Origin of the sequence: Nocardioides albidus (assembly GCF_006335005.1) — a bacterium.
Taxonomy (GTDB): domain Bacteria; phylum Actinomycetota; class Actinomycetes; order Propionibacteriales; family Nocardioidaceae; genus Nocardioides; species Nocardioides albidus.
This window is the reverse complement of the sequence record NZ_VDMP01000019.1, coordinates 145,764-165,762: the sequence shown is the minus strand read 5'-3', so window position 1 is coordinate 165,762 and position 19,999 is coordinate 145,764. Positions and strand designations below refer to the sequence as shown.

Genomic DNA, 19,999 nt, shown 5'->3' with positions numbered 1-19,999 from the left:
TCTATGCATGACACACTGTTGAGTTCTCAAACATCACACGCGCTCGCGCTTCGGCCTTCCGGCCTCGGTCGCGGGGCAACCTGTGAAACATTAGTGGTTCGTGTCCTGCTCGTCAACTCGGCGTGATGCCGGCTTCCGAGCGAGTCCTGAACCGTGCTGCGGACGCGGTGAAACCCTCTTGTTTGGGGCCTGGCCCCGGAGGTTTTCGCTGCGTTCCCCGCAACGAGAAGAACATTAACAGCACCCCTCCCCCAGGTTGCAAATCGGGGTGCCCCTCAGCGCGCGGAGCGGTGCTCCTCGACGCGTTTGCGCAGGTCAGCGAGCTGTTCGGCGACGCGGACAGGGGCCGTGCCGCCGCGGCCGTCGCGCGAGGACACCGATCCGTCGACCGTCAGGACGGTGCGGACCTCGGGGGTCAGGTGCGGGGAGATGGCGGCGAACTGGTCGTCGGTGAGCTCGTCGAGCTCGATGCCGCGGGTCTCGCACTCGCGGACACAGGCGCCGGCGAGCTCGTGGGCGATGCGGAACGGAACGCCCTGCTTGACCAGCCACTCCGCGATGTCGGTCGCGAGCGAGAACCCCTGGGGCGCCAGCTCCCCCATCCGCGCGGTGTCGAACACCAGGGTCGCGATCTGCCCGGTGAACGCCGGCAGCAGGACCTCGAGGGTGTCGACCGAGTCGAAGACGGGCTCCTTGTCCTCCTGCAGGTCGCGGTTGTAGGCGAGCGGCAGGGCCTTGAGCGTCGTCAGCAGGCCGGTGAGGTTGCCGACCAGCCGGCCGGCCTTGCCGCGGGCCAGCTCGGAGATGTCCGGGTTCTTCTTCTGCGGCATGATGCTCGACCCCGTCGACCACGAGTCGTGCAAGGTGGCGAAGCCGAACTCCTTGGTCGCCCAGAGGATGACCTCCTCGGCGATCCGGCTGACGTCGATGCCGGTCTGTGCGGCGACGTAGGCGAACTCGGCGACGAAGTCGCGCGAGGCCGTTCCGTCGATGGAGTTGGCCGTCGAGCCGGTGAAGCCGAGCTCGCGCGCCACCAGCTCCGGGTCCAGGCCGAGGCTCTGCCCGGCGAGGGCGCCGGAGCCGTAGGGCGAGTCGCCGGCCACCCGCCGGCGCCAGTCGGCGAGCCGCTCCACGTCGCGGAGCAGGGCCCAGGCGTGGGCGAGCAGGTGGTGGGAGAGCAGCACCGGCTGAGCGTGCTGCAGGTGGGTGCGGCCCGGCATGACCGCCGGTCCGCCGTCCACCGAGGTCAGGTGCTGCTCGGCCTGTCCGGCCAGCGCGTCCACGAGGTCCAGGACCAGACGGGCCACGGTCAGGGAGTGGTCGAGCAGATAGCAGCGGAACAGCGTGGCGATCTGGTCGTTGCGCGAGCGGCCGGCGCGCAGCTTGCCGCCGACATCGGGGCCGACCTCCTCGATGAGGAGCCGCTCGAGGGCGCCGTGGACGTCCTCGTCGCCCGGGTCGGGCCGCAACGAGCCGTCGGTGAAGCGGCCGGCGAGCACGTCGAGGCCGCGGTGGAGCTCGGCCTCCTCGTCGGCCGTGAGCAGACCCGCGGCGCCGAGGGCCTTGGCGTGGGCGTGGGAGCCCGCGATGTCGTAGAGCCCCAGCCGCCAGTCGAAGTGGGTGGAGCGCGACAGCGCGTCGAGCTCGGGCGAAGGCCCGCCCTCGAAGCGTCCGCCCCACAGCTTGCCGGTGTTGGTGCTCATCTCGTTCCTTCCAGCAGCTCGCCGACCGCGGCGGCCATGATCTCGGGCAGGTCCGGCGTGACCGCCGTCCCGTCGACGCGCAGGTCCTGCGGTGTCCACCAGCGCGCCTGGAGGATGTTGCCGACCTCGGCCTCCTCCAGTCCGGCGAAGTGGACCTCGGGGGTCGCGTCGAGCCGGACCGCGAAGAAGTGGTTGTCGCTCACGTAGGCGACGCCGTCCCAGGAGAACGGGTGGGTGGCCCGGTGGACCGGGCCGACCAGCTCGGCCTGATCGACCGCGAGGCCGGTCTCCTCCAGCATCTCCCGGACCCCCGCCTCGGCCAGGGTCTCCCCTGGCTCGACCGCTCCCCCGATGCTCACCCAGTGCAGCACCCCGGGACGCGCGGGGTCCTGGCCCTGCAGGAGCAGCACCTCACCCCGCGCGTTGATCGGAAGGACCCGCGCGGCGACGCGATGGACGGCTCCGCTCATCAGTCGGTTCCGAGCTCCATCGCAGCCTCCTCGAGGATCGCCTCGCCCTCGTCGCCGCCGTCGGGGTTGGCGGTGATCTGGTCGTAGCCCCCGGCGGGGAGCTCACCGAAGAGCGTGCCGTTCTCGACGAGGACGGTCCCCTGGTCGAGCGGCTGGCCGGCGTACGCCTCGAGCTTGGCGCGCGAGTCGGCGATGTCGAGGTTGCGCATGGTCAGCTGGCCGATCCGGTCGGTCGGGCCGAAGGCGGCGTTCTCGACGCGCTCCATCGACAGCTTCTCCGGGTGGTAGGAGAAGTTGGCGCCCTCGGTCCTGAGGATCGTGTAGTCGTCGCCGCGGCGCAGGCGCAGGGTGACGGTGCCGGTGACCAGCGAGGCGATCCAGCGCTGGATGGACTCGCGCAGCATGAGTGCCTGCGGGTCGAGCCAGCGACCCTCGTAGAGCAGTCGGCCGAGCTTGCGGCCCTCGAGGTGGTAGTTGGCGAGCGTGTCCTCGTTGTGGATGGCGTTGAGGAGCCGCTCGTACGCCGCGAAGAGCAGGGCCATGCCGGGGGCCTCGTAGATGCCGCGCGACTTGGCCTCGATGATGCGGTTCTCGATCTGGTCGGACATGCCCAGGCCGTGGCGGCCACCGATGGCGTTGGCCTCGAGGACCAGGGCGACCGGGTCGTCGTACTGCCTGCCGTTGATGGCGACCGGGCGCCCGGCCTCGAAGGTGACCGCGACGTCCTCGGTCTCGATCGCGACCGAGGGGTCCCAGAACTTCACACCCATGATCGGCTCGACGACCTCGAGGGAGACGTCGAGGTGCTCGAGGGTCTTGGCCTCGTGGGTGGCGCCCCAGATGTTGGCGTCGGTCGAGTAGGCCTTCTCGGTGGAGTCGCGGTAGGGCAGGTCGTGCGCGACGAGCCACTCGCTCATCTCGTGGCGACCGCCGAGCTCGGCGACGAAGTCGGCGTCGAGCCAGGGCTTGTAGATCCGCAGCTCGGGGTTGGCCATCAGGCCGTAGCGGTAGAACCGCTCGATGTCGTTGCCCTTGTAGGTGGAGCCGTCGCCCCAGATGTTGACCTCGTCGGCCTGCATCGCGCGCACCAGCATGGTGCCGGTGACCGCGCGGCCGAGCGGGGTGGTGTTGAAGTAGGCCTTCGCACCCGAGCGGATGTGGAAGGCGCCGCAGGCCAGCGCGGCCAGACCCTCCTCGACGAGCTGGGGCTTGATGTCGATCGCGCGGGCGATCTCGGCGCCGTACTCGCGGGCCCGCGCGGGGACACCGGAGATGTCGGGCTCGTCGTACTGGCCGATGTCAGCGGTGTAGGTGCACGGGATCGCTCCCTTGTCGCGCATCCACGCCACCGCGACGGAGGTGTCGAGGCCGCCGGAGAAGGCGATGCCGACGCGCTCTCCCTGGGGAAGGGAGGTCAGGACCTTGCTCAAACTCGTGAATCCTTTCGGGTGTCGCCCTCGGCGAGTGCGGTGAACTTGTGGGCCAGGGCGTCTCCCCCGGCGGGGTCGCGGCCGATGACGAGCACGGTGTCGTCCCCGGCGATGGTGCCGAGCACCGGGTTGTCGGGGCCGAGCTCGGCCTTGTCGATCGCGCTGGCGAGGAACTGCGCGGCGCCGGGCGGGGTGCGCAGCACCACCAGGTTGGCGCTGGCCTCGGCGCTGACGAGCAGCTCCGCGGCGAGGCGGGAGAGGCGGTGCTGGGAGGCAGGGCTGTCCCCCGTCACCGGTGAGCGGTCGCCGCCCTCCGCAGGAACGGCGTAGACCAGAGCGCCGCTGGGCGAGCGGATCTTGAGGGCGTCGAGCTCGACGAGGTCACGACTCAGCGTGGCCTGGGTGACGTGCACGCCCCGACTGCCCAGGAGATCGGCGAGCTCGGGCTGCGAGCGCACCTCGTGGGTCTCCAGCAGCTCGACGACGATCGCCTGCCGAGCGCTCTTCGTCATCGGGGTCAGGGCATGCTCGCTCATCTCACGCCTGCGTCCTCGCCTGGAGCCAGGTCAGGATCGCCTTCTGGGCATGGCGGCGGTTCTCGGCCTCGTCCCACACGACGCTCCGGGGACCGTCGAGGACCTCGGCGGCGATCTCCATCCCGCGGTACGCCGGGAGGCAATGCATCACGATGGCGTCGGGCGACGCATGGGCGAGGAGATCCGAGGTGAGCGACCACGGGCCGAAGACCGCGCGCCGCTCGGACGCCTCGTCCTCCTTGCCCATCGACACCCAGGTGTCCGTGATGACGACGTCGGCCCCGGCGACGGCCTCGCGCGGGTCGGCGACGGCGCTGCCGGAGCCTCCCGTAGTCGCGCCGATCTCGGCCGCGCGGGCGAACATCGCGTCCGAGGGCACGTAGCCCCGGGGACCGCTGACCCGCACGTGCATCCCCGCCGTCACGCCCGCGAGCAGCCACGAGTTGCCCATGTTGCAGGCGCCGTCCCCGAGGAAGGCCGCGGTGAGGCCGGCGAGGCTCTGCCCGTCCGGAGCCTTGTGCTCGCGGATGGTGAGCAGGTCGGCGAGCAGCTGGCACGGGTGGAAGTCGTCGGTGAGCGCGTTGACGACCGGGACGCCGGCGTACGCCGCCATCTGGTCGAGATCGTCCTGGGCGAAGGTGCGCCACACGATCTGCGAGGCCTGACGGCCCAGCACCCGGGCGACGTCGGCCACGGACTCGCGCTTGCCGATCCCGGCCAAGGTGCCGTCGACGAGCATCGGGTGCCCGCCCAGCTCCGCGATGCCCGCAGCGAACGAGGCCTGGGTGCGCAGCGTCGGCTTGTCGAAGATCATCGCCACGGTCCGCGGGCCGGCGAGCGGCTGGTGGTCGTAGGGCTCGGCCTTCAGCTTGGCGGCGAGATCGAGGACCTCGGCCTGCTCGGCCGGAGTCAGGTCGTCGTCGCGGAGGAAGGATCGGGTCATGACGTCGCTCCTGACGGGTCGAAGGCATGGTCGAGGATCCCGCTCCACGCCGAGGCGAGGGCCTCGACGTCGGCGTCGGGAAGGTTGAGGGGCGGCGCGAGCCGGATCCGCTCCGGAGTCGCGGCGTTGACGAGGAAGCCCGCGTCCTGGGCGGCGCTCACGACCTCCGCGGCCCTGGGCTCACCGAGGGTGAGGCCGAGGAGGAGTCCGGTGCCGCGGGTCTCGACGACGCGAGGATCGCCCACCGCGGAGCGGAGCCGCTCGCCCTGCGCGGTCGCGTGGGCCAGCAGGTCGTCCTCGGCGATCACGTCGAGGACGGCGAGCGCGGCCGCGGCGGCGACCGGGTTGCCGCCGAAGGTCGTGCCGTGGTTGCCCGGGTCGAAGAGCTTGCCGGCACCGTGGGTCGCCAGGCACGCGCCGATCGGGATCCCGCCCGCCAGGCCCTTCGCGAGGGTGACGATGTCGGGGACGACGGGTGCGTCGACGAGCGCGGGATTCTGGTGGGCGAACCAGGCCCCGGTGCGGCCCACGCCGGTCTGGATCTCGTCGAGCCAGAGCAGGGCACCGTTCTCGTGGGCGATCCGCTGGGCGGTGGGCAGGTAGTCGCGCGGCGGCACCACGACGCCCGCCTCGCCCTGCACCGGCTCGAGCAGGACGGCCGCCGTGTCACCGTCGACCGCCGCCTCGAGAGCCGCCGCGTCGCCGTAGGGGACGAAGACGACGTCGCCGGGCAGGGGCTCGAAGGGCTCGCGGTAGGCGAGCTTCGAGGTCAGCGCGAGCGCGCCCATCGTGCGCCCGTGGAAGGAGCCCTCGGTGGCGACGATCCTGGTGCGACCGGTGCGCCGGGTGAGCTTGAACGCGGCCTCGTTGGCCTCGGCGCCGGAGTTGGTGAAGAACACCCGGGTCTCGACGGGCTCGGCCATCGGGGCCTGGAGCAGGCCGATCAGCCGCTCGGCGAGCGTGATCTGCGGCGCGCTGGCGAAGAAGTTCGAGATGTGGCCGAGGGTCTGCAGCTGCTCGCTGACCGCGGCGACCAGGCGCGGGTGGCCGTGGCCGAGCGCGTTGACGGCGATCCCACCGAGCAGGTCGACGTACTCACGACCGTCGGCGTCCCACACGTGGGCGCCCTCGCCACGGACCAGCACGGTCTTGGGTGGACCGAAGGTGTTCATCAGCGCGCCGGTGTAGCGCTCGGTCCACTGGGCGGTGCCGGGGTCGGTCGCGGTCACTGGCGCGCCTCCCTGGCCTTGCGCGTCTTCGTGGTGACGCCGGGAAGGACCTGGGTGCCGACGCCCTCGTCGGTGAACAGCTCGAGGAGCACGGCGTGGGCCTGCCGGCCGTCGACGACGGTCGCCCGCTTCACCCCGGCGCGCACCGCCTGCAGGCAGGCGCTCATCTTCGGGATCATGCCGCTCGCGAGCGTCGGGAGGATCTCCTCGAGCGCCTCGGGGCTGATCTCGCCGATGACCTCCTCGGGGTCCGGCCAGTCGAGGTAGAGGCCCTCGACGTCGGTGAGGACGAGGAGCTTCTCTGCGCCGAGCGCGGCGGCCAGCGAGGCGGCGGCGGAGTCGGCGTTGACGTTGTGGACCACCCCGTCGACATCGGGAGCGACGCTGGAGACGACCGGGACCCGACCGGCCTCGATCAGGTCGAGGACCGCCTCGGGCCGGACGTGGGCCACCTCGCCGACCAGGCCGAGGTCGACCTCCTCGCCGTCCACGACGGTGCCGGTCTGCTCGGCGGTGAACAGGTGGGCGTCCTCGCCCGACAGGCCGACGGCGAGCGGACCGTGCTCGTTGATGAGGCCGACCAGCTCGCGCTGGACCTGGCCGACGAGGACCATCCGGACGACGTCCATGGCCTCGGGCGTGGTCACGCGCAGCCCGCCGCGGAACTCCGACTCGATGCCGAGCCGGTCGAGCATGGTGGAGATCTGCGGGCCTCCGCCGTGCACGACCACGGGGCGGAAGCCGGCGAAGCGCAGGAAGGCGATGTCCTCGGCGAAGGCGCGCTTGAGGGTGTCGTCGGTCATCGCGTTGCCGCCGTACTTCACCACGACGACCTTGCCGTGGTAGGCCTTCAGCCACGGAAGGGCGCCGGCGAGGGTCTCGGCCTTGAACGGGTCGGGCTTGCCTGGGGTGTCGTTCATGAGGAGTACGCGCTGTTCTCGTGGACGTAGGCGTGGGTGAGGTCATTGGTCCAGACCGTCGCCTCGGCGTCGCCCGACTTGAGGTCGATGGTGACGGTGACCTTGCGATCGGAAAGGTCGACCAGGGCGGGGTCCTCGGCGGGCGTGCTGTTGCGGCACACCCAGACGCCGTTCATCGCGACGTCGAGGTCGGCGGGGTCGAACACCGCGGACGTCGTGCCGACGGAGGCGAGCACGCGCCCCCAGTTGGGGTCCTTGCCGAAGACCGCGGCCTTGAACAGGTTGCTGCGCGCGACGCTGCGGCCGACCTCCACGGCGTCGTCCTCCGTGGCGGCGTGCAGCGTGGTGATCGCGATCTCGTGGTCGGCGCCCTCGGCGTCGGCGAGGAGCTGGAGCGCGAGCGAGCGGCACGCCTCGACGAGAGCGGCCGTGAACTCGTCCAGGCTCGGGGTGATGCCCGAGGCGCCGCTGGCCATCAGGGTGACGGTGTCGTTGGTCGACTGGCAGCCGTCGGAGTCGAGGCGGTCGAAGCTGACCCGGGTGGCGGCGCGCAGGGCCGCGTCGAGATCGGCGGCGGGTACGACGGCATCGGTGGTGATCACGACCAGCATCGTGGCCAGGGCGGGGGCGAGCATCCCGGCGCCCTTGGCCATCGCGCCGATCGACCAGCCGGCGCCGTCGGGGCCCTGCACGACGACCTGCTTGCTCACCGTGTCGGTCGTCATGATCGCGTGGGCGGCGTCGTCGCCCCCCTCGGCGGAGAGCTGCGCGTGCACGGCGCTCACCCCGTCGAGCAGCGTCTGCCGGTCGTTGACGAGACCGATCAGCCCGGTCGAGCAGACCACGACATCGCCCGCGGCGATCCCGGCGAGCTCGGCGACCCTCTCGGCGACCTGGTGCGTGGTCTGGAAGCCCTCGGGACCGGTGTAGCAGTTGGCGCCGCCCGAGTTGAGGACGACGGCGCGCACGACGCCGTCCTTGACGACCTGCTCGCTCCACAGCACGGGGTTGGCCTTGCAGCGGTTGCTGGTGAACACCGAGGCGGAGTCGAAGGTGGGGCCCTGGTTGACGACGAGGGCGAGATCCTTGCGGCCGGTCGACTTCAGTCCGATGGCGGCGCCGGCGGCGACGAAGCCGGCGGGGTGGGTGACGCTCATGGTTCTTGCGGATCCTTCGTGGGTGGTCAGACGGGGACGGCGGGCGCGACGGTGTGCCCGGATCGTCGCCACGCCTCCTCGGCCCGGTCGCCCATGCCGGTCGGGACCAGGATCCAGTCGGTGTCGAAGGTGGAGAGGACGAAGACGGGGATCTCCGCCTCGGCGAGCGGGGCGAGCAGGGTCACGAGGATCCCGGTCGCGGCCAGGTCCAGTGAGCCGTCGACGCAGAAGGCGGTCCACGGCTTCTGGTGCCGCGCCTTCTTCGGCACGCTGCGCCCGGCGCACACCAGCGACGTCTCGGTCCCGGTCGCTGTGATGGAGAAGACCGAGGAGGACTCGGCCCACTCGGGGATCTCCGCGCCCGGAGCCAGCCGGACGACGGCGAGGGTCTCCGGGTAGCGGGAGAGGGAATGGGTCTGCGGCTCGCTCGTCTCGTGGGATGTGGTCACGGGGCCAGTCCTACCGTGGTCAGGCCCGTGGTCTCGTCGAGACCGAGGGCGAGGTTCATGCACTGCACGGCTGCGCCGGCGGTGCCCTTCGCGAGATTGTCGATCGCTCCGACGGCGACCAGTCGCCCGGCGGCCTCGTCGACGGCGACCTGCAGGTGGACGGCGTTGGACCCGAGCACGGCCTGGGTCTGCGGCCACTGCCCCGCCGGCAGCACGTGGACGAACGGCTCGTCGGCGTAGGCCTTGGCGTAGACGGCGTGCGCCTCCTCGGCGCTCACCGGGCCGGCCAGCGGGGCCGAGCAGGTGGCGAGGATGCCCCGCGCCATGGGCACGAGCAGCGGCGTGAAGCTGACCTTGACCTCGGCGTCGGTCAGCCGGCCGAGGTTCTGCGTGATCTCGGGGGTGTGCCGGTGGACCCCGCCGACGCCGTAGGCGCTGGTGTTGCCCATGACCTCGCTGCCGAGCAGGTGCGGCTTCGCGGCCTTGCCGGCGCCGCTCGTGCCGGAGGCGGCGACGACCACGACGTCGGGAAGCACCAGGCCGGCGGCCACAGCGGGAGCGAGGGTGAGCGACGAGACGGTCGGGTAGCAGCCGGGGACGGCGACCCGGCGGGCTCCGCGCAGGGCGTCGCGGGCCCCGGGGAGCTCAGGCAGGCCGTAGGGCCAGGTGCCGGCGTGGGCGCTGCCGTAGAAGCGCTCCCAGGCAGCCGCGTCCTCGAGCCGGAAGTCGGCCCCGCAGTCGATGACGACGACGTCGGGGTTGTGGGCCGTGAGCTCCTCGGCGAGCGCGCCGGACTGGCCGTGCGGGAGGCCGAGGAACACGACGTCGTGGCCCGCGAGGACCTCGACGGTCGTCGGCTCGAGCACCCGGTCCGCGAGCGGGACGAGGTGGGGCTGGAGCGCACCGAGGCGCTCGCCGGCATTGCTGGCCGCGGTCACCGCGCCGATCTCGACGCCGGGGTGGCCCAGCAGCAGCCGCAGCACCTCGCCCCCGGCGTACCCACTGGCGCCCGCGACGGCGACCCTCACCTTGCTCATGTGCATGAACATACATGGTCATGCATGGAACCGCCACGCGGGGTCCACGACCCGGACCGGACCCCGGGTGGATCGACGCTCAGCGTTGCACGGCTCCGATCAGCTCCGCGGCCCGAGCCACGGCGGCATCGCGAGCGGCACTCGTCTCGGCCTCGGTGAGGGTGCGGTCGGGGGCGCGGAAGCGCAGCGCGAACGCGAGCGACTTGCGGCCCTCACCGATCTGGGCACCGGTGTAGACGTCGAACAGCCGGATCGACTCCAGCAGGTCGCCGGCGCCCTCACGCAGAGCGGCCTCGACCGCGGCGACGCTCACCGCGGCGTCCACGACGAGCGCGACGTCCTCCTTGGCCACGGGCATCGTCGAGAACTGCGGTCCCGGCGTGACGTCGGTGGCGGCGGCCATCATCGCGTCGAGGTCGAGCTCGACGGCGGCGCTGCGGGCAGGGAGGCCGTACGACGCGCACACGCTCGGGTGGAGCTCGCCGGCGTGACCGACCTCGACCCCGTCGATGCTGATCAGCGCGCAGCGGCCGGGGTGCCAGGGCATCCGGGCGGTCGAGGCGACCTCGAGGGTGACACCGAGGTCGGCCGCGAGGCGGCGGACGACGGCGAGCGCGTCGGTCCAGCCGGCGTCGGCACCGGCTCCCCACCAGCCCGCACGGCGCCGCTCCCCCGCAAGGACGACGGCGAGGTGCTGCGGCTGGACGGGCAGGGCCTCGACCAGCTTCTCGAGCTCGGCCTCGGACGGCCGGGTGTGGACGCCGTAGATGGGCGCCGGGCCGTTGTCGGCGGGGAACGCGACGGTGCCGGTCTCGAACAGGGCCACGCCGGGCGCGCCCCGGCCGATGTTGCGTGAGGACGCCTCGAGCAGACCCGGCAGCAGGGTCGTCGTGTAGGCCGGCTCCTCGCTGGAGAGCGGGTTGGCCAGGCCCACCGTGCTGCGCAGCGGGTCGTCGGCGGGCAGGCCGAGCTTGTCGAAGGTCGCGTCTCCGACGAACGGGAAGCTGACCACCTCGACCAGGCCGGCCCCGGCGAGGGTGCGGCCGATCCGGCGCCGCAGCCGCTGGGTGCGGGTCAGGCCGCGCCCGGTCGCCCGCCGCGGGAGCACGCTCGGCACCTGGTCGTAGCCGACGATGCGGACGACCTCCTCGACCAGGTCGTAGGGGTCGTTGATGTCGGGGCGCCAGGTCGGCGGGACGACCTCGATGGTGTCGGCGTCCTGCTCGGTGACGGTGGCGCCGATGGCCCGGAGGTTCTCGACGGTGGTCATCGCGGTGATGTCGATGCCGCTGAGTCGGGCGGGCAGGTCGGTGGCGATGGTGATCGCGGGCCGCTCGGGGGCGGCTCCGACCAGGGTGTAGCCGGGCTCGGCGGTGGCGCCGCCGTGCTCGACGAGCAGCTCGACCACACGGTCCGCGGCGATGCCGGGCAGCAGCGGGTCGACGCCGCGCTCGTTGCGCTTGCCGGCCTCGGAGGTCAGCTTGTGGCGCTTGCCGGTGCGGAACATCGACACGGCGTCCCAGTGCGCGGCCTCGACGAGGATCCGCGTGGTGGTCTCCGACATCTCGGTGGTCGCGCCACCCATCACGCCGGCGAGGCCGATCGGGCCGGAGTCGTCGGTGATGACGAGGTCCTCCGCGGACAGCCCGCGGTCCGCGCCGTCCAGCGTGGTGAGCCTCTCGCCCTCCCGGGCCCGGCGCACGCCGAGGGCTCCCGCGACCTTGTCGGCGTCGTACCCGTGGATCGGCTGGCCGAGCTCGAGCATGACGTAGTTGGTCACGTCGACGGCGAGCGAGATCGAGCGCATGCCGGCCTGCTCGACGCGGCGCTTGATGAACTCCGGCGTCGGGGCGGCCGGGTCGAAGCCGCTGACCAGGCGCGCGGCGAACACCGGGCAGCCGACCGGGTCGTCGACGACGACCTCCCAGGCCTTGCCGTCGACCGCGGGGAGCTCGCGCTCGGCCGGGTCGGCGAACGGCACGTTGAAGCCGAGCGCCGCCTCGCGGGCGACGCCACGCAGCGACAGGGCGTAGGCGCGGTCCGGGTTGATCTCGAACTCGATGATCTCCTCGTCGAGGCCCAGCAGCCCGAGGACGTCGTCACCGGGCTCCCCCGCGTCGGGAGGCAGCACGATGATGCCGTCGTGGTCCTCGCCGATGCCGAGCTCGCGGGCCGAGCAGATCATGCCGGCCGAGACGTGGCCGTAGGTCTTGCGCGCGGAGATCTCGAAGCCGCCGGGCAGGACGCCGCCGGGCAGGACCACGACGACGAGGTCGCCGGGCCCGAAGTTGTGGGCGCCGCAGATGATGCCCTGGGGCTCGCCGGTTCCGTTGGCGTCACCGACGTCGACGGTGCACCAGTTGATCACCTTGCCGTTCTTCTGCGGCTCCTTGTCCTGGGTGAGGACGCGGCCGATGACGAGCGGGCCGGTGATGTCGGCGGAGTCGACGGCCTCGAGCTTGAGGCCGAGCGCGGTGAGCCGGTCGGTCAGCACCTCGGTGGTGACGGACTCGGGCAGGTCGACGAGCTCCCGGATCCAGGAGACAGGGGCCTTCATGTCAGAGCTCGCTTCCGAATGCCGTGGTGAAGCGCACGTCGCCCTCGAACAGGGTGCGCAGGTCCTCGAGACCGTGCCGGAACATCAAGGTCCGGTCGATGCCCATGCCGAAGGCGAAGCCCGAGTAGCGCTCCGAGTCGACACCGCAGGCCTGGAGCACGCGCGGGTTGACGATGCCGCAGCCGCCCCACTCGATCCAGCCCTCCCCGCGACAGGTGCGGCACGACTCGGGATCGACGCCCCTGCACACGAAGCAGATGAGGTCGACCTCCGCGGACGGCTCGGTGAAGGGGAAGTACGACGGGCGGAAGCGCGTGGTGATGCCCTCGCCGAACATCTGGCTGGCGAAGTGGTCGAGCGTGCCCTTGAGGTGGGCCATCGAGATGCCCTCGTCGATGGCGAGGCCCTCGACCTGGTGGAACATCGGCGAGTGCGTGGCGTCGTACTCATCGGTGCGGAAGACCCGCCCCGGGCACACGACGTAGATCGGGGCCCCCTCGCTGACACCGCGGGTCAGCATGGTGCGCGCCTGCACCGGGCTGGTGTGGGTGCGCAGCACGACGTGGTTGTCGGCGGGCTCGGTCCAGAACGTGTCCTGCATGGTCCGGGCCGGGTGGTCCGGGCCCAGGTTGAGCGCGTCGAAGTTGAGCCACTCGGCCTCGATGACCGGGCCCTCGGCGACCTCCCAGCCCATCGCGACGAAGATGTCGGCGATCAGCTCGGCTCCGGTGGTCAGCGGGTGGCGGCCGCCGAGCGGGAGCTCGTCGGTCGGCAGCGTCACGTCGACGGCCTCCTCGACGAGGATCCGCGCCTCGTGCTCGGCCTCGAGCTCGCCCTGACGGGCGGCGAGAGCCTGGTTGACCGCTCCGCGGGCCTGGCCCACGCGCTGGCCGGCCTCCTTGCGGGCCTGCGGGGGCAGCGCGCCGATCTCCCGGTTGGCCAGCGCGAGCGGCGAGCGGTCACCGGCGTGCTCGGTGCGCACCGTCTTGAGCTCGTCGAGGGTGGTCGCGGCGGCGATGGCGGCGAGCGCGGCATCGCGGGCGGCCTCGACCTCCTCGGGCTTCAAGGTCGTGACCTCCACGGGGTCGTAGTCAGTGTTGGGTCCGGACATCGTGGGGCAAGTCTAGGAACCGGCCGCCTCCGGTCGCGAACCGGTATTCGCCCATGGACCGCGCCGCCTCGATCAACCCGACTGCGCCGGGAACCGCTCGGCGATCGCCGTCAGCCGCGCGACGTACGCCGGCCACTCCACTCCGTCGGGGACGTTGCTCAGGCCCGGCCGCATCCCGACGGCTCCGTCGACCTGCTCGCGCAGGACGTCCGCATGCCCGGCGTGGCGGTAGAGGTCGCTCATCACGTGCACGGCGATCTCGTGCAGCGTGGCCCGCCTCCGGCCCTCCGGCCACCACGGGACCTCGCCCACGGCGTCCAGCGGCAGCTCGGCCAGCGCGGCGTCGGCGAAGGCGCCGACCCGCTCGTAGAACGCGACGAGCTCTGCGGCGGGCAGGTCGACCGGCACCGTCCAGTCGGCCTGGGGGTCGGTGTCGTAGACGTCCGGCGCGAGGTGTGCCGGATGCTCCGGGTCCGGCCAACGGCGCCCGAAGGTCGGACCGAAGTAGCCGATCTCGACGTTGGCGCAGTGCAGGACGATGCCGAGCAGGCTCGTGCCGGTCGGCGTCCGCGGAAGCCGCAGCTCCCGCTCCCCCAGGCCCTCGAGCTTCCAGAGCAGCGCCGTGCGAGCACTGGCCAGGTAGGTGCGGAGGACGGCGCTGGGGCCTGCGAGCTCGGCCCGGTCGTCTGTCATGGGCTCATCCTGCGACGACCGGCCAGGTCGTGACCACCCGCGCACCGCCGCCGGGACGGTCGTCGACCAGGACGTCGCCGCCCTGGGCGCGGACGAGGCCGCGCACGATGTAGAGCCCGAGGCCGGAGCCGCCGCCCCGGCTCTGGGTCCAGAACTTGGTGAAGATCCGCTCGCGCAGGTCGGCGGGGATCCCGTTGCCCTCGTCGGTCACCGTGACGGAGAGGTACGCCGGGTCCGGGGCCCAGCGCCCGACGTGCACCCGGACCGTTCCGCTGCCGTGGCGCACGGCGTTCTCGATGACGTTGGTGAGCACCTGGATGACCTTGTCGGGGTCGGTGTCGACCATCGGGAGGTCGGGCTCCACCTCGACCACGATCGGCGTCGCGGTCGCCACGCCCATCGAGCTCTCGACGATGTGCACCTTCTTGACCAGGTCGGTCGGGCGACGGTGGAGCTGGAGCCGCCCGGTGTCGATGCGCGCGACGTCGAGGAGCTCGGCGATCAGGCGGCTCAGCCGGTCGGCGTCGGCATTGGCCGTCGTGAGCATCAGCCGCTTCTGGTCGTCGGAGAGCTTGTCCCAGCGGTTGAGGAGGGCCTGCACGAAGCCCTTGACCCCGGTCAACGGGGAGCGCAGCTCGTGGGCGAGCGTGGCGACCAGGTCCGAGCGGTCGCGGTCCAGCCGGGCGCGGCCCCGGCCCGAGCGCAGGGCGATCGCCACCGCGGTGACCGGGCCGTTGCGCACCTCGCGATGCAGACGCGCGGTGACGAGCACCTCGGTGCCGTCGGGGAGCAGCCAGGACTGCTCGGGCATCCCGGTGCGCGTGGACAGTCCGCCGTAGGGCTCGTTGGCGTCGGTCCAGCTGTGCCCGTCGTGGTCGGTGAGGGCCAGCACCTCGGCGAGCGGGCGGCCGGTTGACGCGGCGGCGTCGATCGCCAGCATCCGGGCCGCGACCGCGTTGACCGCGAGGACCCGGCCGTCCGGTCCTGCCACGACGGCACCGTCAGGCAGCAGGTCGAGCAGATCGTGGGGAGTGCTCACCGGCTCATCATGGCGCGGGCGCTGGCGTAGAGGCACACCGCCGCGGCGGTGGCGAGGTTCAGCGACTCGGCCGAGCCGAGGATCGGGATGCGGACGCGATGGTCGGCCAGGTCCGCGAGCTCGGCGGGCAGGCCCCAGGCCTCGTTGCCGAAGAGCCAGGCCGTGGGACGCGCCAGCAGGTCGTCGGCGGCGAAGAGGTCGACCTCTCCCCCGCCGTCGGCGGCGAGCACCGTCAGGCCCGCCTCCTGCGCCCGGCGGACGGCGAGGGCCGGATCGCGCTCGGTCAGCACAGGGAGGTGGAACAGGCTGCCGACCGTGGCCCGCACCGTCTTGGGGTTGTAGGCGTCGACGGCGTCTCCGGCGAGCACGACGGCGTCCGCGCCCGCGGCGTCACTGGTGCGGATGACGGTGCCGGCGTTGCCGGGGTCGCGCACGTCGGCGCAGATGGCGAGCAGCCGAGGCGTGGGTGGCAGCTGCCCGTCGAGGAACCCGCACACGGCGACGAGGCCCGCCGGGTTGACGCTGTCGCTGAGCCCGCCCATCGCCCGGTCGTCGACCAGGGTCACGGGTGCGGCGCCCAGCAGGTCGGCGTACTCCTCGGCGGCGGTGGGCGTCGCGAACAGCTCGACGACGACGCCGGCGCCGAGGGCGCCCTCGACGGCCTTGGGACCGTCGGCAAGGAAACACCGCCGCTCGGAACGAGCCGAGCGGCGGTGCAGCTTGCGTGCTTCCTTGACGCGGGCGTTGCCCGCGCTCAGAGGAGTCATGCTCAGGCGGAGACCTGGTCGGCCTCGCGAGGAGCGTTGACGTCCTCGGGCAGCGCGGCCTTGGCCTGCGCCACGATCGCGGAGAACGCGGCCGGGTCGTTGACCGCGAGGTCGGCGAGGATCTTGCGGTCGACCTCGATGCCGGCCAGGTTGAGGCCCTGGATGAACCGGTTGTAGGTCAGACCCTCGGCGCGGGCGGCCGCGTTGATCCGCTGGATCCACAGGCGGCGGAAGTTGCCCTTGTTCTTCTTGCGGTCGTTGTAGCTGTAGACCAGGGAGTGGGTGACCTGCTCCTTGGCCTTGCGGTACAGCCGCGAGCGCTGGCCGCGGTAGCCGCTGGCCCGGTCGAGGGTGGTACGACGCTTCTTCGCCGCGTTCACTGCGCGCTTGACGCGTGCCATCTTCTAACTCCTTGTTTCGGTGCTCAGGTGCGAGGTGGCCGGTCTCAGAGACCGAGCATCTTCTTCGCGCGCGGGACGTCGTTCTTGGCGACCTCGACCGTGCCGGTCAGGCGACGGGTGACCTTGGAGGCCTTCTTCTCGAGGTTGTGGCGCTTGCCGGCCTTCTCGCGCAGGATCTTGCCGCTGCCCGTGACCTTGAACCGCTTGCTGGCACCGGAGTGCGTCTTGTTCTTCGGCATCTTGTCTCTTCCTTGTCTCGCGTCGGTCTCAGGCGTCGATCTCGGGATCGAGGTTCTCGGAGCGACCCCGCTCCTTCTTCTGGGCCGCCGGCTTCTGGGCCACCCGCTCGGCCTGGGCGGCGGCGTCGGCGGCAGCCTCGGCCTCGCGCTCGGCGCGCCGCTCCTCCTTGGCCGCCTTGACCTCCGCCTTGGCCTCGGCCTTCTTCTTGTGCGGACCGATGACCATGGTCATGTTGCGGCCGTCCTGCTTGGGGTTGGACTCCACGAAGCCCAGCTCCTGCACGTCCTCGGCCAGCTTCTGCAGCAGGCGGTAGCCCAGCTCGGGCCGGTGCTGCTCGCGACCACGGAACATGATCGTGATCTTGACCTTGTCGCCGGCCTTGAGGAAGCGAACGACGTGACCCTTCTTGGTCTCGTAGTCGTGCGCGTCGATCTTCGGCCGGAGCTTCATCTCCTTGATGATGACGTTGGTCTGGTTCCGTCGCGCCTCACGGGCCTTCTGGGCGTTCTCGTACTTGAACTTCCCGTAGTCCATGAGCTTGCAGACAGGGGGCTTGCCCATCGGGGCGATCTCCACCAGGTCCAGGTCGGCCTCCTGCGCGAGCTTGAGTGCCTGGTCGGTGGGGACGATGCCGACGGTCTCTCCGTTGGGTCCCACGAGCCGGACCTCGGGAACCCGGATCCGGTCGTTGATGCGCAGCTCGGTGCTGATGTGTCCTCCAAACTCGTTCGGTCGGGAGTCAACAGCTCTGCAAAATGAGAAGAGGCTCCCGCTAGTCCAAGCGGAAGCCAGTCACGAGCGGTCACGCTCTCGCGTGATCGCTCTCCATGGACCGGACCCGACGACCTGGCGGTCGTGCGGGTGGGAGACGATGGTGCTGGTCCCCGCTTGTGGATCTGCCATCCCCACTTGCGCAGGCATGGCGGATCGGTCAACGCCCGATGCTATCGCGTTTCTTCCCCTGGCGCCGAATCGCCGAGCCACGCCCACCCGCCGTCGTCGAGTCTGACCGGCGTCCACCGCGCGGCGAGCCGGCGCAGGTCGTCGTCCACCACGAAGGTGTGCGGGCCCGCGACGTCCACGACGAGGGCGTGGGCGCCCTCCTGGACCGCGGTCGCGGCGGCGAGATGGGCGGCGACCGGGACCGGGCGCGCCTGGGGGTCCCAGGCCGCCAGGGCCGCGAGATCGGTGAAGGCGAGCAGGGCCAGCCGACCGTCGGCGCCGGTGAGCAGCACGGCCGCCATGTCGCTCGACTTGTCGCGGGCCAGCCCGTCCGCGCCGACCTCGGCCTCGCCCAGGATCGCCACGACCGGCACGAGCAGCCGGGCCGGGGCCAGGGCCGCGAGCACCTCGGGGTACGACGCCGCGCCGGCATCGTAGGCCTCCAGCGCTCGCACGAGGGCGGGGTCGGCGGCGCCGTCGTCACCGACGTACTCGGAGCCCTGGAGGCGGCGGGCGTCGGGACGCTCGTTCGGCGATGCGGTCACGTCGTCATCGTCCCACCCGTGGAACGATGACGACGTGCAGCACCAGCCTTCCGTCCGATCGTCCATCGCGCGCAACAAGCTGGCCGCACGTCTGCGGGAGGCCGTTGCCGCCTGGCCCGAGCCGACGACCACGCCCGTGTTCGTGGTCGACCTCGACGCGTTCGACGCGAACGCGGCCGATCTCGCCCGGCGCGCGGCGGGGACGCCGATCCGGGTCGCGTCCAAGTCGATCCGGGTGCCCGCGCTCGTGCGTCGGGCACTGGCCGCGGACGGGTTCGCCGGGGTGCTGGCCTACACGCTCGCCGAGGCCCTGTGGCTGGCCGAGGAGGACGTCTGCGACGACATCGTCGTCGCCTACCCGAGCGTGGACCGGGCCGCGCTCGCGGCGTTGGTGGCCTCGCCGCGCGCCGCGTCGCGGGTCACGATCATGGTCGACGACGTCGCGCACCTCGACCTCGTCGACAGCCTGCGCGCCTCCACGGCCGTCCCGGTGCGTGTCGCGATCGACATCGACGCCGGCCTGCGCTGGGGCGGTCAGGCGGTCGGCCCGAAGCGCTCCCCGCTGTTCGACGTCGGCTCGGTCGCGTCGCTGGCACGCACCGTCATCGACCGGCCCGGGTTCCACCTCGTCGGCGTGATGACCTACGAGGGCCAGGTCGCCGGCGTACCCGACGCCGTGCCCCACCAGCGAGCGCGCTCGGCCGTCGTGCGCAGGCTCAAGCAGCTCTCCGTCACCCAGCTCCAGGTCCGACGGGCCGCGATCGTCGAGGCGCTCGGCGCGCTCGCGGGGCAGGGCGACTTCGCGGGCCTGGAGTTCTGGAACGCCGGGGGCTCGGGGTCCATCGAGTCCTCCGCCGCCGACCCGGTCGTCACCGAGGTGACCGCCGGCTCGGGGCTGATGGCGCCGACCCTCTTCGACCACTACCGGTCCTTCTCCCCCATCCCCGCGGCCTTCTTCGGCCTGCCCGTCACCCGCCGTCCCTCCGCGGACGTGGCGACCGTGCACGGTGGCGGGCTGATCGCCTCCGGCCCGGCCGGGGCCGACCGCGCTCCGACACCCTGGGCTCCCGCCGGACTCGGCCTGACCGGTCTCGAGGGCGCCGGCGAGGTGCAGACCCCGCTCGTCGGCGCCCACGCCGCGACCCTGGCGGTCGGCGACCTGGTGTGGTTCCGGCACGCCAAGTCGGGCGAGCCGTTCGAGCACGGCCGCAGCGTGCTCCTGCTCCAGGGCGAGCGGTTCGTGGAGGAGGTCCCGACCTACCGTGGGTACGGCCTCGCCTTCTGACCTGGCGGCGCAGGTCCTGGCCGCGGCGCGCTCGCGCCCGCCGACGCTGGGCACGGGCCGGCTGGTGTGCGTCGACGGGCTCGCCGGATCCGGGAAGACCACCCTCGCCCGCGCGATCGCCGCGCTCGCCCCGGAGGCCGTCGTGCTCGGCACGGACGAGCTGCTCGAGGGCTGGCGCGGCCTGCCCGGCCTCGGTGCGTCGGTCGAGGCGCTCCTGCGGCCCCTGGCCGCGGGGCAGCCCGGGCGGTGGCGGCGCTGGGACTGGTACGCCGACGCGTGGGACGGCACCCGGACCGTCGAGCCCGGTCCGCTCCTGGTCCTCGAGGGCGTCGGCAGCGGCGCCGCGGCGTACGACGACCTCGTCACCCTGCTCGTGTGGGTCGAGGCCGACCTCGACGTGCGCCTGGCCCGCTGGCTGGAGCGCGACGGGGAGGACATGCGCGTGCACTGGGAGACCTGGCTGGCCGACGAGGAGGCGCTGCACGCCCGCGAGGGCACCCGGGCACGGGCCGACCTGGTCGTCCGCACCTGAGCCTGAGCCCGGG

General features: G+C 72.2%; 21 protein-coding genes. 2 read left to right on the top strand and 19 right to left on the bottom strand.

What is annotated here, in order from left to right; genetic code table 11:
* Positions 1 to 275: 275 nt before the first annotated feature.
* The 19 genes from argH to FHP29_RS06600 all read right to left on the bottom strand — a co-directional run bounded on the left by argH (position 276) and on the right by FHP29_RS06600 (position 18,169).
* A complete protein-coding gene (gene argH / locus FHP29_RS06685) occupies positions 276 to 1,703 on the bottom strand; it encodes an argininosuccinate lyase (RefSeq protein ID WP_139622071.1) in 1,428 nt (475 codons plus the stop codon).
* Positions 1,700 to 2,173, bottom strand: a complete 474-nt coding sequence (locus tag FHP29_RS06680; RefSeq protein WP_139622070.1) for an NUDIX hydrolase — start codon at positions 2,171 to 2,173, stop codon at positions 1,700 to 1,702. The genes argH and FHP29_RS06680 overlap by 4 nt, the downstream gene beginning before the upstream one ends.
* On the bottom strand, positions 2,173 to 3,603 hold the full coding sequence (gene argG / locus FHP29_RS06675; RefSeq protein ID WP_139622069.1) for an argininosuccinate synthase: 1,431 nt from the start codon (positions 3,601 to 3,603) through the stop codon (positions 2,173 to 2,175). The genes FHP29_RS06680 and argG overlap by 1 nt, the downstream gene beginning before the upstream one ends.
* Positions 3,600 to 4,139, bottom strand: coding sequence for an arginine repressor (locus FHP29_RS06670; protein WP_139622068.1), 540 nt, complete (start codon positions 4,137 to 4,139; stop codon positions 3,600 to 3,602). Before FHP29_RS06670 ends, argG begins: the two co-directional genes overlap by 4 nt.
* Position 4,140: 1 nt before the next feature.
* Entirely contained in the window at positions 4,141 to 5,082 is a 942-nt protein-coding gene (gene argF, locus FHP29_RS06665) for an ornithine carbamoyltransferase (protein ID WP_139622067.1), read from the bottom strand.
* Complete coding sequence (locus FHP29_RS22175) at positions 5,079 to 6,311, bottom strand: acetylornithine transaminase (RefSeq protein WP_275669423.1); 1,233 nt, start codon at positions 6,309 to 6,311, stop codon at positions 5,079 to 5,081. Before FHP29_RS22175 ends, argF begins: the two co-directional genes overlap by 4 nt.
* Positions 6,308 to 7,231: an acetylglutamate kinase gene (gene argB / locus FHP29_RS22170; RefSeq protein ID WP_205013921.1), complete on the bottom strand. Its 924-nt coding sequence runs from the start codon at positions 7,229 to 7,231 to the stop codon at positions 6,308 to 6,310. Before argB ends, FHP29_RS22175 begins: the two co-directional genes overlap by 4 nt.
* Positions 7,228 to 8,388: a bifunctional glutamate N-acetyltransferase/amino-acid acetyltransferase ArgJ gene (gene argJ / locus FHP29_RS06655; protein ID WP_139622066.1), complete on the bottom strand. Its 1,161-nt coding sequence runs from the start codon at positions 8,386 to 8,388 to the stop codon at positions 7,228 to 7,230. The genes argB and argJ overlap by 4 nt, the downstream gene beginning before the upstream one ends.
* 26 nt (positions 8,389 to 8,414) lie before the next feature.
* Positions 8,415 to 8,837, bottom strand: coding sequence for an ACT domain-containing protein (locus FHP29_RS06650; RefSeq protein WP_158296497.1), 423 nt, complete (start codon positions 8,835 to 8,837; stop codon positions 8,415 to 8,417).
* Complete coding sequence (gene argC / locus FHP29_RS06645; RefSeq protein WP_139622064.1) at positions 8,834 to 9,880, bottom strand: N-acetyl-gamma-glutamyl-phosphate reductase; 1,047 nt, start codon at positions 9,878 to 9,880, stop codon at positions 8,834 to 8,836. Before argC ends, FHP29_RS06650 begins: the two co-directional genes overlap by 4 nt.
* Positions 9,881 to 9,953: 73 nt before the next feature.
* Positions 9,954 to 12,431, bottom strand: coding sequence for a phenylalanine--tRNA ligase subunit beta (gene pheT, locus FHP29_RS06640; RefSeq protein ID WP_139622063.1), 2,478 nt, complete (start codon positions 12,429 to 12,431; stop codon positions 9,954 to 9,956).
* 1 nt (position 12,432) lies between these two features.
* On the bottom strand, positions 12,433 to 13,542 hold the full coding sequence (pheS, locus tag FHP29_RS06635; RefSeq protein WP_139622062.1) for a phenylalanine--tRNA ligase subunit alpha: 1,110 nt from the start codon (positions 13,540 to 13,542) through the stop codon (positions 12,433 to 12,435).
* A 72-nt stretch (positions 13,543 to 13,614) separates the two neighbouring features.
* Positions 13,615 to 14,235, bottom strand: a complete 621-nt coding sequence (locus tag FHP29_RS06630; RefSeq protein ID WP_139622061.1) for a DinB family protein — start codon at positions 14,233 to 14,235, stop codon at positions 13,615 to 13,617.
* 4 nt (positions 14,236 to 14,239) lie between these two features.
* On the bottom strand, positions 14,240 to 15,274 hold the full coding sequence (locus FHP29_RS06625) for an ATP-binding protein (protein ID WP_240044357.1): 1,035 nt from the start codon (positions 15,272 to 15,274) through the stop codon (positions 14,240 to 14,242).
* Complete coding sequence (locus tag FHP29_RS06620; RefSeq protein ID WP_139622060.1) at positions 15,271 to 16,041, bottom strand: TrmH family RNA methyltransferase; 771 nt, start codon at positions 16,039 to 16,041, stop codon at positions 15,271 to 15,273. Before FHP29_RS06620 ends, FHP29_RS06625 begins: the two co-directional genes overlap by 4 nt.
* A gap of 2 nt (positions 16,042 to 16,043) precedes the next feature.
* A complete protein-coding gene (gene rplT / locus FHP29_RS06615) occupies positions 16,044 to 16,442 on the bottom strand; it encodes a 50S ribosomal protein L20 (protein WP_139622059.1) in 399 nt (132 codons plus the stop codon).
* A gap of 44 nt (positions 16,443 to 16,486) precedes the next feature.
* Complete coding sequence (rpmI, locus tag FHP29_RS06610) at positions 16,487 to 16,681, bottom strand: 50S ribosomal protein L35 (RefSeq protein WP_028654205.1); 195 nt, start codon at positions 16,679 to 16,681, stop codon at positions 16,487 to 16,489.
* Positions 16,682 to 16,709: 28 nt separating this feature from the next.
* The gene (infC, locus tag FHP29_RS06605) at positions 16,710 to 17,339 is read right to left on the bottom strand and encodes a translation initiation factor IF-3 (RefSeq protein WP_240044356.1); all 630 of its coding nucleotides are present in this window, start codon (positions 17,337 to 17,339) and stop codon (positions 16,710 to 16,712) included.
* Between the two features lie 287 nt (positions 17,340 to 17,626).
* Positions 17,627 to 18,169 (bottom strand): SseB family protein, encoded by a 543-nt coding sequence (locus FHP29_RS06600; protein WP_240044355.1) that lies wholly within the window; start codon positions 18,167 to 18,169, stop codon positions 17,627 to 17,629.
* A gap of 34 nt (positions 18,170 to 18,203) precedes the next feature.
* Between FHP29_RS06600 and FHP29_RS06595 the strand changes: the two genes are divergently transcribed.
* Positions 18,204 to 19,454: an amino acid deaminase/aldolase gene (locus FHP29_RS06595; RefSeq protein WP_139622056.1), complete on the top strand. Its 1,251-nt coding sequence runs from the start codon at positions 18,204 to 18,206 to the stop codon at positions 19,452 to 19,454.
* A complete protein-coding gene (locus tag FHP29_RS06590; protein ID WP_240044354.1) occupies positions 19,432 to 19,986 on the top strand; it encodes a uridine kinase family protein in 555 nt (184 codons plus the stop codon). The genes FHP29_RS06595 and FHP29_RS06590 overlap by 23 nt, the downstream gene beginning before the upstream one ends.
* Positions 19,987 to 19,999: the final 13 nt, after the last annotated feature.

Coding starts and splice junctions, on each gene's coding strand:
- argH (WP_139622071.1), bottom strand. CDS start 1,703: ATGAGCACCAACACCGGCAAGCTGTGGGGCGGACGCTTCGAGGGCGGG.
- FHP29_RS06680 (WP_139622070.1), bottom strand. CDS start 2,173: ATGAGCGGAGCCGTCCATCGCGTCGCCGCGCGGGTCCTTCCGATCAAC.
- FHP29_RS06670 (WP_139622068.1), bottom strand. CDS start 4,139: ATGAGCGAGCATGCCCTGACCCCGATGACGAAGAGCGCTCGGCAGGCG.
- argF (WP_139622067.1), bottom strand. CDS start 5,082: ATGACCCGATCCTTCCTCCGCGACGACGACCTGACTCCGGCCGAGCAG.
- argB (WP_205013921.1), bottom strand. CDS start 7,231: ATGAACGACACCCCAGGCAAGCCCGACCCGTTCAAGGCCGAGACCCTC.
- argJ (WP_139622066.1), bottom strand. CDS start 8,388: ATGAGCGTCACCCACCCCGCCGGCTTCGTCGCCGCCGGCGCCGCCATC.
- argC (WP_139622064.1), bottom strand. CDS start 9,880: ATGCACATGAGCAAGGTGAGGGTCGCCGTCGCGGGCGCCAGTGGGTAC.
- pheT (WP_139622063.1), bottom strand. CDS start 12,431: ATGAAGGCCCCTGTCTCCTGGATCCGGGAGCTCGTCGACCTGCCCGAG.
- pheS (WP_139622062.1), bottom strand. CDS start 13,542: ATGTCCGGACCCAACACTGACTACGACCCCGTGGAGGTCACGACCTTG.
- FHP29_RS06630 (WP_139622061.1), bottom strand. CDS start 14,235: ATGACAGACGACCGGGCCGAGCTCGCAGGCCCCAGCGCCGTCCTCCGC.
- FHP29_RS06620 (WP_139622060.1), bottom strand. CDS start 16,041: ATGACTCCTCTGAGCGCGGGCAACGCCCGCGTCAAGGAAGCACGCAAG.
- rplT (WP_139622059.1), bottom strand. CDS start 16,442: ATGGCACGCGTCAAGCGCGCAGTGAACGCGGCGAAGAAGCGTCGTACC.
- rpmI (WP_028654205.1), bottom strand. CDS start 16,681: ATGCCGAAGAACAAGACGCACTCCGGTGCCAGCAAGCGGTTCAAGGTC.